The 13,126-nt window shown below is 50.9% G+C and carries 10 protein-coding genes and 1 pseudogene; 9 read left to right on the top strand and 2 right to left on the bottom strand.

Features of this window, described 5'->3' with window-relative positions:
- Nucleotides 1-140 precede the first annotated feature (140 nt).
- Nucleotides 141-677, bottom strand: coding sequence for a 2-oxo-4-hydroxy-4-carboxy-5-ureidoimidazoline decarboxylase (gene uraD / locus OSH01_RS01230; RefSeq protein WP_266122228.1), 537 nt, complete (start codon nt 675-677; stop codon nt 141-143).
- Nucleotides 678-962: 285 nt separating this feature from the next.
- On the opposite strand from uraD, the gene OSH01_RS01225 reads away from it, so the two are divergent.
- From OSH01_RS01225 to OSH01_RS01185, 9 genes and pseudogenes are all read left to right on the top strand, one after another.
- Complete coding sequence (locus tag OSH01_RS01225; RefSeq protein ID WP_266122227.1) at nt 963-1,934, top strand: LysR family transcriptional regulator; 972 nt, start codon at nt 963-965, stop codon at nt 1,932-1,934.
- A gap of 157 nt (nt 1,935-2,091) precedes the next feature.
- Complete coding sequence (locus OSH01_RS01220; RefSeq protein WP_266122838.1) at nt 2,092-3,216, top strand: MraY family glycosyltransferase; 1,125 nt, start codon at nt 2,092-2,094, stop codon at nt 3,214-3,216.
- Nucleotides 3,217-3,281: 65 nt separating this feature from the next.
- The gene (tviB, locus tag OSH01_RS01215) at nt 3,282-4,556 is read left to right on the top strand and encodes a Vi polysaccharide biosynthesis UDP-N-acetylglucosamine C-6 dehydrogenase TviB (RefSeq protein ID WP_290459110.1); all 1,275 of its coding nucleotides are present in this window, start codon (nt 3,282-3,284) and stop codon (nt 4,554-4,556) included.
- Nucleotides 4,557-4,570: 14 nt separating this feature from the next.
- On the top strand, nt 4,571-5,596 hold the full coding sequence (locus tag OSH01_RS01210) for an SDR family oxidoreductase (protein ID WP_266122226.1): 1,026 nt from the start codon (nt 4,571-4,573) through the stop codon (nt 5,594-5,596).
- Nucleotides 5,593-6,960: a murein biosynthesis integral membrane protein MurJ gene (gene murJ / locus OSH01_RS01205; protein ID WP_266122225.1), complete on the top strand. Its 1,368-nt coding sequence runs from the start codon at nt 5,593-5,595 to the stop codon at nt 6,958-6,960. The genes OSH01_RS01210 and murJ overlap by 4 nt, the downstream gene beginning before the upstream one ends.
- Nucleotides 6,961-6,987: 27 nt before the next feature.
- Nucleotides 6,988-8,094 carry a glycosyltransferase family 4 protein gene (locus tag OSH01_RS01200; protein WP_266122836.1) on the top strand — a complete coding sequence of 369 codons (1,107 nt, stop codon included), beginning with the start codon at nt 6,988-6,990 and terminating at the stop codon, nt 8,092-8,094.
- A gap of 51 nt (nt 8,095-8,145) precedes the next feature.
- Nucleotides 8,146-9,306, top strand: coding sequence for a glycosyltransferase family 4 protein (locus tag OSH01_RS01195; protein WP_266122224.1), 1,161 nt, complete (start codon nt 8,146-8,148; stop codon nt 9,304-9,306).
- Nucleotides 9,273-10,244: pseudogene (locus OSH01_RS01190) on the top strand (glycosyltransferase); the annotation flags it as partial. The gene OSH01_RS01195 and the pseudogene OSH01_RS01190, both read left to right, overlap by 34 nt.
- A gap of 219 nt (nt 10,245-10,463) precedes the next feature.
- On the top strand, nt 10,464-11,651 hold the full coding sequence (locus tag OSH01_RS01185; RefSeq protein ID WP_266122835.1) for a glycosyltransferase family 4 protein: 1,188 nt from the start codon (nt 10,464-10,466) through the stop codon (nt 11,649-11,651).
- A 4-nt stretch (nt 11,652-11,655) separates the two neighbouring features.
- Here OSH01_RS01185 and OSH01_RS01180 read toward each other — a convergent pair whose 3' ends face one another.
- The gene (locus OSH01_RS01180) at nt 11,656-13,044 is read right to left on the bottom strand and encodes a phosphomannomutase/phosphoglucomutase (protein WP_266122223.1); all 1,389 of its coding nucleotides are present in this window, start codon (nt 13,042-13,044) and stop codon (nt 11,656-11,658) included.
- Nucleotides 13,045-13,126 lie beyond the last annotated feature (82 nt).

Below are 13,126 nucleotides of genomic sequence, written 5' to 3'. Positions count from 1 at the left end.
GACAATCCTTATACAAAAAAGCGTGTCAACCTAGATTGGTTACACGCCATAATATAGAGCAGCCAGAAACAAAGGGCACGTATTTGGCTGAGGATGCCAAATACTGCCCCTTGGGTAGACTAGCTGAACGTGCTTAGCGATCAGTTTGGCGAGGCAAACAGCGCATCCAATCTGAAGCGGGCAATTTTGCCGATTTCTTGCAAGCAAGTACTAAACTCAGTCTCTGTGTCATTGTTCAGGCGAGCGTCTACTTTGTCCATAATCTGATGACGCGTCAAGCCTTTTACAGCGATAACAAAAGGAAAGCCAAAGCGTTCACGATAGCGAGTGTTTAAACTGCGTAGACGCTCAAGCTCTTGCACGGTGCACTGATCTAAGCCAGCTCCTTTTTGCTCACCTGTGGAGTGTGCCGTTAATGAGCCTTCTTCGGCTTCTTTACCCGCTAATTCTGGGTGAGCGCAGATAAGCGCTTTTTGCTCCTCATGGCTGGCTTGATCTACCACGGTAAGCATTTGCTTGTGTAGCTCGTCTACAGTGTTGAAGGGGCGCGCATTCCAACTGCGTTCAGCAACCCAAGGCGAGTGTTCAAAAATACCGTCTAAGTACTGCACAAAAGCGGCTTGATCTAGTTCGGTGAGATCGCTCAGAGAGCGGGAGGATGTAGTCGATTGGCTCATAGTGATTCCCGTGGTGTTGTCAGAAGTAAAGCAACAATGAGGCTCGCTCCTGAACGCTTGCAAGCACTGAGTCTAGGTAGGTTTTTACTTCAGGCCTAAATCACAGGGCGCGTGGCTAAGTAGAAAAATGTCTCCAAACCTAAGGTTCTTGTTCTGATAACTGCTCAGTTTAAGATTTTTGTTCATAAATAAAATAGAATTAGCCTTATAACTGATATATGCCTAGGCGTATTCTGGCCTTATGCCATCATGAAGCACAGCAATGATCTTGAAAGGAGATGATTAATGGCCGCTAGACGTGGCGATAATCCTATGGATACCTACCTGCTCCGGGTATTTTGTTTATTGGTGACTGAGCGTAGCGTATCGCGTACGGCATTTAAAATGAATCAGTCGCAGCCGGCGATTAGCGCTGCCTTGCGGCGTTTGCGCGACATCATCGGAGATCCTTTGCTGGTACGTGAGAAGGGCGGCATGGTGCCCACCGAGCGAGCTATTTCACTATTGGCTCATGCTAAAGGGGCATTGGCCGAGATTGACTGCATGGTTAATGCGCCAGACACTTTTGATCCCCAAGTTAGTCGAAGCGAGTTCCACATAGGAGCACCTGATTATTTAGCCCCTGTTTTTGTGGGTAGTGTCGTGGAGCGGCTCCGCCGTGAGGCGCCGGAAGCGCGTCTAAGTTTGCATTCCTTAGATGCTAGCTATGACTTTGAGCGTTCGCTTGCGGAAGGTGATTTGGATGTTGTGATTGGAAACTGGCCTGAACCTCCCGACCGTATGCATTTATCGGTATTGATCGAAGACGAAATCGTGTGTTTGGTGGCGGCAACTCATCCGTTGGTACGCAAAGGGATGAAGCTAGAGGATTATTTACGTGCACGCCATGTGGTGCCCATGCCGTATTCGTTAAACCAGCGCGGTGTCGTAGATATGACACTCGCAGGTATGCGTATACAAAGAGAAGAAAGCGTGGTTGCACAATCCTTTGCATCCGCTCCTTATCTGTTACAAAATACGGATCTGGTCTTTACCACTTCTCGTCATTTTGCCGAGTTCTACTGTCGGCTTTTACCCTTGGCAATATTGAAATCGCCCATTGAGTTCCCTCCTATGCGGTTTTATCAACTATGGCACGAGAGAAACAGACATTCGCCCAGTCACCGTTGGCTGCGCCGTTTACTGACAGAGTGTGGCAATGAATTACAGTCAGCGGAAAGTTTCGCGTCGCTTGGTAGTGAGGCATTAATGGTTTAAGCATTGAGCGAATAGGGTGGCCAAATAAAGTAGGCTAAACAGGTAAGCTTAAGTTTTGGTTTAGTAACAAAAAAAGCGACTGGTCACTGCTTCTTGTGCCAGAGATGATCATAATAAAGATTGTTTTTTATAAGGTTTGGCTGTGTCTATGCCTCAAATGGGGGAACCCTTAACCTGGCTGTACATTGGTGTCGTCGCCTTTATGGTGGGTGGTTTAATTGTGTTTTCGGAGCGCTGGCATGGCAAGTTGACCGGCGACTTTGATCTCACTAAGCCACAAGCCACGCATAGCAGAGCAACGCCACGGGTGGGCGGCTTGGCGATTTTGGCCGGTAGTTTTGCCGGACTCATGGTGCTCGGGCCTAGCAACATGACGCTAACTTGGTTGTGGCCCGTACTTTTTCTCGCGGCTATGCCCGTCTTTGTTGCAGGCTTGGTCGAAGACATCACTAAAGATGTAGGTTCGTTAAAGCGTTTGCTTGCGGCTTTTTTATCCGCCGCCATTGCATGGTGGCTACTGGGAGGCGTATCGCGCGTCGGTGTAGCCTGGGCTGATTGGATTTTGGCCTACTGGCCGGTGTCGCTGTTCTTCACCATGGTCGCCGTAGGCGGCTGTACCCATGCATTGAATATTATTGATGGCATGAACGGCCTTGCTGGCATGATTGCCACCTTAATGGCTTTGTCGTTGGCATTGGTAGCCTGGCAGGTACAGGATTATCCTATTTTTCTGATTGCTACCTCGCTGGCTTCTGCCACGTTAGGGTTCTTGGTCTGGAACTTCCCTTTTGGGCGTGTATTTCTAGGCGACGGTGGGGCCTATTTTCTCGGTTTCATGTTGGCAGAGCTGGCGGTGCAGTTGGTGGTGCGCAACCCTAGTGTGTCGCCGTTTTATGCTTTGGCGGTATTGTTTTATCCGGTGTTTGAAACACTTTTTTCTATATGGCGCAGACGCTTCAAACGCGGTGTACCAGTAGATCAGCCAGATGCATTACACTTGCATCAATTAGTATTTCGACGCTTAGTAAGAGTAACGTTTAGCCGTGGACAGCGCGGCGCCTTGCCAGCCTTGTGCAATGCCATGACCTCCCCCTACCTGTGGGTGTTAGCCTTGATAGGCTTGGTCCCAGCTACCATCTGGTGGGATAACGCCTGGATACTGTCTGCCAGCATGTTGATGTTTGCACTGGCTTATATATGGCTGTACTCGCGTTTGGTGACGTGGCGCCGTCCCTCTTGGTTATTGTTGCCCTCATTAAGGCAGCGTGTTGATCGTGATTAGTGGTTGGCTTTTCTTGCCCTTACTGAAGGAAAAGCCAGATTCGTTTATGTCTTTGGAGAAAGATTTTGAATCTTGAGAATGTCAAGCTAGCCGTTGTTGGCTTAGGTTATGTCGGTTTACCCCTCGCCGTAGAGTTTGGTAAGAAGCGTCCTGTTATTGCTTATGACATTAATGCTCGCCGCGTGGCTGAGCTCAAGGACGGAGTGGACCACACCCTAGAGGTGGAGCCGGAAGAGTTGCAGCAGGCGCAGCATGTGCAGTACACCAGTGAAGCCACCGATTTGGCCGCCGCAAACGTGTATATTGTCACCGTGCCCACCCCTATTGATGATTATAAGCAGCCCGATCTGACCCCCTTGATTCGTGCTAGTGAAGCCTTGGGCAAAGTATTGAAGCGTGGCGATATCGTTATTTATGAGTCTACAGTGTATCCGGGCGCCACAGAAGAAGATTGTGTGCCAGTGCTGGAAAGCGTTTCGGGCTTACGCTTCAACGAAGATTTTTTCGCCGGTTATAGCCCCGAGCGGATTAATCCCGGTGATAAACAACATCGTTTGCCCACTATTCGTAAGGTGACTTCTGGCTCTACGCCCGAAGTAGCAGACCTAGTAGACCAACTGTACGGCGAAATTATTGTGGCGGGTACTTATAAGGCCAGCTCTATTCGTGTAGCAGAAGCAGCCAAGGTCATTGAAAACACGCAACGCGACGTTAACATTGCATTGATTAACGAACTGGCATTGATTTTTAACCGTCTCAATATTGATACGCTGGAAGTGTTAGAGGCGGCCGGTACAAAATGGAATTTCCTGCCATTCCGGCCAGGCTTGGTGGGCGGTCACTGCATTGGTGTTGATCCCTACTACCTAACGCATAAAGCACAGTCTATCGGTTATCACCCTGAAATCATTTTGGCGGGACGTCGTCTCAATGACTCCATGGGGGCCTACGTGGCATCGCAGCTTGTGAAAGCGATGACTAAAAAGCGTATTCAAGTACAAGGTGCACGCGTATTAATGTTGGGTCTAACATTCAAAGAGAACTGTCCCGACTTGCGTAACACACGTGTGATCGACATTATTCAAGAGTTAAAGCAATACGATGTTCAAGTGGATGTGTACGATCCTTGGGTCGATGCCGAAGCGGCTCAGCGCGAGTACGGTATTACTCCGGTCCAAGAGCCTGCGCAAAGCACTTATGATGGCATTGTGATAGCCGTAGCACACAGCGAGTTTGCCGCACTAGGCGCTGATGGCGTGCGCAAGTTGGGTCGTGACGAGCATGTCTTGTATGACCTGAAGTATGTGTTCGCCAGCAAAGACTCTGATTTGCGTCTATAAGGTAGGGATGAACGATGGCGCAAGCATTTGATACATTAAAACAGCAGCTTATTGCCGAGCCGCGTACTTGGTTAGTGACCGGGTGCGCAGGTTTTATTGGCTCTAATTTGATCGAGGCGCTCTTGCGGCTAGGTCAACAGGTAGTTGGCCTAGATAATTTTGCTACCGGTCATCAACGCAATTTAGACGAAGTGCGTGACTTGGTCGGGCCTGAGTGTTGGAGCAAATTTAGATTTATCGAAGGCGATATCCGTGATTTAGCTATCTGCCAAGCTGCTGTGCAAGGGGTAGACTATGTCTTGCATCAGGCGGCCTTAGGCTCAGTGCCTCGTTCATTAAATGATCCTGCCACCAGCAATGAGGTCAATATTAGTGGCTCGTTAAACATGATGCTGGCTGCTCGTGATGAGGGAGTGCGTGGGTTTGTGTATGCGGCCTCTAGCTCCACCTATGGTGATCATCCTGCCTTACCTAAGGTAGAGGAAAATATAGGCAAACCCTTATCGCCCTATGCAGTTACTAAATATGTGAACGAACTATACGCCGATGTTTTTGCACGCGCCTATCAGTTTGGCAGCGTAGGTTTGCGCTACTTTAATGTGTTTGGTCCTAGGCAAGATCCGAACGGTGCGTATGCGGCCGTCATACCCAAATGGTTAGCGGCCATGATAGGGCAGCAGACGGTGCAAATTAATGGCGATGGTGAAACCAGCCGTGACTTTTGCTTCATTCAAAATGTGGTGCAGGCCAATTTGTTAGCAGCAGTTAAACAGCAGGCAGGTCAAGCCGAGGTGGTTAATGTCGCTGTGAATGATCGCACAAGCTTGAACCAACTGTTTCATTATCTGCAACAAGAACTGGCGAATAACGGGGTGTCATACGATATCCCCGCTCACTATGCTGATTTCCGCGCGGGTGATGTGCGCCACTCACAGGCCGACATTAGTAAAGCCGGGCGCTTGTTTGGTTATCAGCCTACTCAAAACATACAACAAGGTCTGGCCCTAGCCATGCCTTGGTACATTCGGTTCTTGCGTTGAGTCGCCTAGGTTTCAAGCAAAGGCTACAAGGCTTACACCACGATCATAGGCGTATTGCAGCGGGTGCGTTACGCGTTGCTTTCTTTTTGTTATTAGGTAAGGCTGCCGGGGCCTTCAAAGAAATGGCGGTGGCCTACCGCTATGGCGTCAGCGATACGGTGGATGCCTACCAATTTACTATGGTGATGGCTAACTGGCTGCCCGTGACATTGGTAGGTGCTTTGTCGGTGGTGCTCATCCCCGTATTGGTTAATTTGCGCAAGCACTCGCAAGCGGAACGTCGCTTGTTTCTTGAGCAACTGCTGGGTTGGGCGCTAAGTTTAGGGGCTGTGCTGGCTTTAGTGATTTACGCTGCTTGGCCTTGGGTGTTGCAGATGATGGGCAAAGGTTTAAGTCCATCTGTGCAGCAGATGAGTCAAGAGTTGCTCTTTGCTTTTGCGCCCGCGGCCTTGCTGACGGTGAGCATAGGGGTAAGTGCTGCTCGTTTACGCGCACGTGAGCGGCACATCAATACTTTGCTTGACAGCTTGCCAGCATTCATGATTTTAACCATGGTCTTGCTAGCGGGTGCATCGCCAGGTGTAGGCCCCTTGCTGTGGGGAACCATAACCGGTATGTTCTTGCAGGCCTTACTGCTGTTTGCCTTGGCTTGCCGAGCAGATCAGTTATGGTTACGGCCCCGTTTGGGCTGTAGTGCGCAGCAGTGGCCGGCCTTGCTTAAGGCCGCCAGCGTCATGTTAATTGGTCAGGTGGCAATGAGCTTTGTGGGCCCTATCGATCAATATACAGCGGCCAGTTTGGGGTCGAATGCGAACGCGACCTTGGGTTATGCCACCCGCTTAATTTCAGTTGTCTTGGCGATTGGGGCGGCCTCTGTTGGGCGGGCAGCGTTGCCTGTTTTGGCAGATATACAAAGTCAGGGAGAACAAACTCGTGCCCGCGCCTTATCGCTTAAGTGGTCAATGTTGATGCTGCTGGTAGGCGCTGTGGTCATGGCGGTTGCTAATGTATTAGCCCCATGGGGAGTGGCTTTGGTGTACGAGCGTGGAGCTTTTACGGCTGAAAACACCCAAGCCGTCACGCATATATTGCGTTGGGGCATGGTCCAAATGCCGTTTTATTTTGCTGTACTGATACTTGTGCAGTTGTTAGCCAGTCAAAATCGCTACCGTGCTATGGCGGCAGTGGCCATCGCTAACTTTCTAGTGAAAGCGCTGCTGAATCCTATTCTATCGGCTCGTATGGGCCCGGCAGGTATTATGGTCGCCACCAGTTGTATGTATGCGAGTTCTTTTTGTTGTTATTTCATACTGGCCTTAAAGCGTGTGCCAGTGGTGTTGCCTACTTCTGAGCAGGAAAATTAATTGCTTCGTCATTCTCCCCCTCATGTCATGATCGTTATCCATTCTTTAGCTGGCGGTGGTGCCGAGCGTGTGGCGCGTGACCTTAGTGCAGGCTGGTTGGAGCAAGGGTATAGCGTTAGCCTGGTGACTCAGGCGGATCGTGACGTGGACGCCTATGTACTGGCTCCAGGTGTGCAGCGCTATGTCTTGAATACCGCGGGCACGAGTGCGCATCGCACGCAAGCTTTATGGAAAAATTGGTTACGCCTGCGCCGTTTACGTGCACTGATTAAAAAGCATAAGCCAGACATTCTTATAGGCATGATGACCACTTCATCGGTATTGTGTATCAATGCCGCTCGTGGTTTGCCGTGCAAAGTGATTGCTACCGAGCATACTCATCCTCCATCTCAATCCTTATCGCCCTTTTGGTTGAAAGCGCGTGTACAAACTTACCCTCAGGCAGCACAAGTGGTGGCGTTAACGCAGGGAACGGCTGATTGGCTGCAGGCGCAGATACCGAGCTGTAAGGTCAGTGTTATTCCCAATGCCGTTATGTGGCCCATGCTATCGGCGGAGCCGGTAGTGCCTGTACCACCTCGTCAAGGCAGGCAACGTTTACTGGCTGTGGGGCGCTTACATCCAGTAAAAGGGTTTGATGTGCTACTGCAAGCTTTTGCATCCTTAACGAACTATTTTCCTAATTGGGATTTAGTGATTTTAGGTGAAGGGGCTTTGCGGCCAGAATTAGAGCAGGCAGTAGAAGACTTGGGCTTACAAGATAGAGTCAGTTTGCCGGGCCGAGTAGGTAATGTGGTTGACTGGTATCAAGACTCGGATCTGTACGTGCTGAGTTCTCGAATGGAAGGTCTGTCCAATACATTATTAGAAGCTATGGCTACGGGCCTGCCTGCGGTGGCTTATGATTGTGATACGGGGCCGCGCGAGATCATACGTCCTGGCATAGACGGTGTATTAGTGCGGCCTGTTGCTGATGTTGAGGCGTTAGCGGCTCACTTGTCTGACTTTATGGCGCATGCTGATAAGCGCCACGCTTATGGTCAACGCGCAGCCGATGTGCGTGATCGTTTTTCCTCCGCACGAATTTTTGCCTTGTGGCAACAATTATTGGAGCAATGTTTGTTGCGCCCGTAAAATAGTAGGGTGCTACGACACTAGGATCCTATTCAGCGTAGCGGAGGCCATGTGAAAATTCTGTTTTTTGTCAGCTCTTTAAATGCCGGCGGCGCTGAGCGGGTTGCGGTGACACTGGCGAATGCCTGGGGGCGGCGAGGTGACCAAGTGTGCTTGGTGCCCGCCTACAGTAAAGGTAGTGGTAACAGTTTCTATGAGCTTGATAGTCGTGTAGAACTGGTGTGGTTATCACACCGTATGCGTCGTACTTACTTGCCCGGCCCTTTAGCGAAAATCCGCGCGATGCGTGCACTGGTGCAAGAAAAGCAGCCCGATTTGATTGTGTCGTTTTTGACCAATGTAAATGTGACGGTGTTATTAGCATTGCAACACAGTGGTGTGCCTATCGTCGTTAGCGAGCGTACCAACCCCATGTTCAGTGACAGTGCGGGGCGGGTATTAAAGGCCTTGCGCAAGCGTTTATACCCTAGGGCTAAAGTGGTGACTCTACAAACTCAATCTAGTGTGCCGGCTTTTCAGGCTATGGTACCGGGCTTGCCTGCAGTGGCGGTGGTGCCTAACCCTTTGCCGCCCGAGTTACTAGAGCTCTCTCGCGACGTCAAAGTATCGGAAAATAGGCATTGCACCTTGATTGCGATGGGGCGCATGGTGCAAAGCAAACGTTTTGATGTGCTCATACGCGTGTTTGCTAGTTTAGCCACTCAGCATCCTGAATGGAAACTGTGTATTTGGGGTGATGGCCCATTGCGGGCTAGTTTGCAAGCCCAAATTATGCGTCTTGGCATGCAGGAAAAAATTAGTCTGCCTGGCCGCACGGCGACACCTTGGCAAGAGCTAGGCCGAGCTCACGCTTTTGCGATGACTTCCGAAGTGGAGGGGTTCCCCAACGTGTTGCTCGAGGCGATGGCAATGGGTTTGCCATGTGTCACGGTAGACTGCCCCAGTGGCCCTCGTGAAATGAGTTTGAATGGACATGCCGCTCGGCTGGTTCCTTTGGGGGACGAGCCTGCGCTTAGACAAGCCTTAAATGAAGTCATGAGTGAAGGAGTGCTGCGTGGCGCCTTAGGCAGTCGGGCAGCCCAGTCAGTGCGTGAGCGCTATGTTTTGGCGCAAGTGTTGCAGGCCTGGGATCATGTGTTTGATATCGCACTCGGTAATGCACAACAGGGAGCAGCTCCATGTCAGAGCAGCAAAAAACATCAATGCGAGTAGTCCATATTATTTCAGGCTTGGGGCAGGGGGGCGCTGAAACCGTCCTTTATCGTCTTAGTACTGCGCCAGACCAAGACATTGAACATATCGTTATAAGCTTGGGCGATGCTGATGTTTTTGGGCCGCGGCTACAGCACGCAGGGGTGGTCGTCTATTGTTTGGGAATGAAGTCCCCATGGCGTTTCCTTAAGGGGGTGCGTAGCTTAGTGCAACTTTTGAAGCAGTTACGTCCCGATGTCGTGCAAACGTGGATGTACCACTCAGATCTTGTTGGTGGTTTAGCTGCCAGGGCCGCTGGGATAAAAGCGGTTTCATGGGGAATTCGCAACTCTGGCGCTAACCTCTATCAGGGTAGTCCCAAGTCTCGTTTCGTCGCGTGGTTGTGTGCACGTATTTCACAGCACGTGCCGCGTTTGATTATCTCTTGCGCAGAAAATGCTGCTCGACGTCATAAGCAATGGGGATACAAAGCCGATATTATGAAAGTTATCCCTAATGGGTATGACTTGAGCCGTTGGCAGCACGATAGCGCTGTCCGTGAGCGTGTGCGCGCAGAACTGCAAATTAGTGTAGACACGCCGCTGATTGGTAGCGTAGCACGTTGGAACCCTTTGAAAGACCACGCTAATTTGCTATCGGCAGTGGCCCGCAGTGTACGTCAGCACCCAGAGTTGCGATGTGTATTGATTGGCGAAGGGATGCATGAGCGCAATGTCGAACTCATGCGTTTAATTGCTATGCACCAGTTGAGGGAGCATGTGCTTTTGCTAGGGATTCGCGAAGATGTCCCTGAGCTGATGAATGCTTTAGATGTGCATGTTTTGTCTAGCCACGCAGAGGGCTTTCCTAATGTCGTGTGCGAGGCCATGGCAGTAGGCGTTTCGTGTGTTGTGACCGATGTAGGGGATGCGGCGCTGATTGTAGGCAACGAAGGCTGGGTGGTACCACCGCGTAATGCTGAAGCCTTATCGGGTGCGATTAACAGTGCGATCCAAGAGTTAGGAAGCACCAGTTGGCGTGAGCGTCATAAACATGCTCGTGAGCGTGTGCAGCGTTTATTCAGTTTGCAAAGCATGGTTCAAGCCTATGCTCAAGCGTGGCATGAACTAAGTCAAAGCTATCCCACCAAACTGGGGTTAGATTCTCCTCAAGCACCCATTACCCCCGCTTCTTTACAGGCTCAGCGTGCGTTAGAGCGTCCAACGCGCTTATTGTTTTTGGTCAATAACCCTGCCTTTTTTCTCTCGCATCGTCTGCCCTTGGCCTTAGCCGCGCAGCAGCAAGGTTATGAGGTGCACGTGGCCACTATGCCAGGGCCCAGCGTGATGCGCATTACAGATTATGGTATTGCACATCATGCCCTGCCGATGACGCGTAGTGGGAAAAACCCGTTGACCGAGTTAAGAACCGTTTGGGCCATATATCGTCTATTTAGAGAGTTACAGCCGGAAGTGGTGCATGCCGTTACGATTAAGCCTGTACTGTATGGTGGTATTGCAGCAAGGCTTAGTCGAGTGCCGGGCTTTCTCGCTGCGATTTCAGGATTAGGCTATATTTTTACCCGTCAGAAAGGGTTTGATCCTGTGCGTCAGGTGGCGTTAGGCTTGTATAAATTAGCCTTAGGCCATTCCAACAGTAAAGTTATTTTTCAAAACACAGCCGATCGCGATGTATTGTTAGCGGCAGGGGTACTGCAACCCGAGCAAGCGGTGCTGATACGTGGGTCAGGCGTAGACTTAGAGCGCTGTAGCATGACGCCAGAGCCTCCCGAACCCATAGTGGTGGTGATGGCGAGCCGTTTATTGTTCGATAAGGGAGTACGGGAATTTGTCGCTGCAGCGCGTTTGTCACGTGAGCAGGGCAGTGATGTGCGCTGGAAGCTGTTCGGTAGCCCTGACTCAGGTAATCCGGCGAGTGTGAGTGTGGCTGAACTGAGCAGTTGGCAGCAAGGCGGGGTCATTGAGTATGGGGGTGAGCAAGAGGATATCGCTCAGGTTTATGCTCAGGCTCATGTGGTGACCTTGCCGTCTTATCGGGAAGGCTTACCTAAATCGCTCATCGAAGCTGCGGCGTGTGGTCGAGCTGTGGTTACCACCGATGTACCAGGGTGCAGAGACGCTATAGAGCCCGGTGTTACAGGGGTTTTAGTGCCGGTGAAGGATGCCCAAGCCTTGGCAAGGGCGGTGATCGATTTGGCTCATGACACAGAGCGCCGCCAAGCGATGGGGCGCGCAGGCCGGCACTTGGCTGAGCAAGAGTTTGATATCAAACATGTCTGTGCGATTCATTTGCGCCTGTATCAAGAGCTAGGAGGTGCTGCTGTGCGCAAGGCCCCTAGCTCTTAAGTACTTAAAAGGGCAAAGAGGCATCCGCCTTAAGGGCTAAAAGCGCAAGGCGGAATTCTTGTTGGATGGCAGCTAGAGCTTCATGGGTATCTGCTTCAAAGCGCAAGACAATAACAGGCGTGGTATTGGATGCGCGGGCTAGGCCAAAGCCGTGGGGGTATTCTGCCCGCACGCCATCGATAGTATTAAGCTCGATGGCGCTGGGGAATTTTCCCTCTTGCTGCAAACGCGCAATCAGGGCGTGAGCCTCACCCTCGGCCAATTCTAGTTTTAGCTCAGGTGTGGAAACGTCTTGAGGAAGGCTCTCTAGGACGGCACTGGGGTCAGCATGGCGTGAAAGTATTTCTAATAAACGTGCGCCGGTATACAGACCATCGTCGAAGCCGAACCAGCGCTCTTTGAAGAATACGTGCCCACTCATTTCGCCTGCCAGGGGGGCACCGGTTTGGGCTAACTTGGCTTTAATTAACGAGTGTCCTGTTTGCCACATCAGCGCTTGGCCACCTGCCGCTTTGATTTCCTTGGCAACATGGCGGCTACATTTCACATCGAAAATAATAGTGGCTCCAGGTTGGCGCTCTAAAATATCGCGTGCGTATAAAATGAGTTGACGGTCCGGCCAGATAATCTGCCCTGACTTGGTGACTACGCCTAAACGATCCGCATCGCCATCAAAGGCTAAACCTAGTTCACAGTCACTATTTTGTACATGCTTGATCAGGTCCTGCAGGTTGGCGGGATCGGCCGGGTCAGGATGATGGTTGGGAAAGTTGCCATCCACCTCGCCATATAACATGTCAATGTCACAGCCCAAAGCACGGAATAGCTCTTCGGCCACTACACCTCCTACGCCATTGCCGGTATCTAAAGCAATTTTCATTGGGCGTGATAAGGTGACATGGTTACGAATGTAAGCGACATAGTCAGGCAGTAAAGCGCGTTGTTGGCGTGCGCCAGCTTGAGCAGCCGGTTGAGCTTGGTCGAGCATGAGATGCTTGAGGGCTTGAATATCGTCGCCGTGTAAAGTTTTTCCGGCCATCATCATCTTGAAACCGTTGTAGTGAGATGGGTTGTGACTGCCGGTAATCGCCACCCCTGATCCAGTATCAAGCGTGTGTGCTGCGTAATACACGACCGGAGTAGGTACCATACCTAAGTCTATTGTATTAACGCCGCCTGCATTAATCCCGTTTTGTAGGGCTTCTGAGAGTTCGGGGCTACTGTGTCGTCCGTCGTAGCCAACGACTAAGGTGGTAACGTTATTGGCGCGAGCGCTGTGGGCTAAGGCCAGGCCCAGTCGGTAGGCAAAGCCTGCGTTTAACTGTTCTGGAACCGTACCTCGGATATCGTAAGCTTTAAATGCAGACTCTGGCAAAGAAAAGGGCGTGACCACAATGGTTTCCTTTTTAAAACGCGACAAAAAAGAGTAATGCCAGATCATAACCTGAGCGGACGTATCTGCCTTAAGGAGATGA

The organism is Alcaligenes endophyticus, from assembly GCF_026344035.1.
GTDB classification, from domain to species: Bacteria; Pseudomonadota; Gammaproteobacteria; order Burkholderiales; family Burkholderiaceae_B; genus Alcaligenes; species Alcaligenes endophyticus.
Note: the sequence above shows the minus strand (reverse complement) of the source record. Positions and strands in the feature narration are given on the sequence as shown.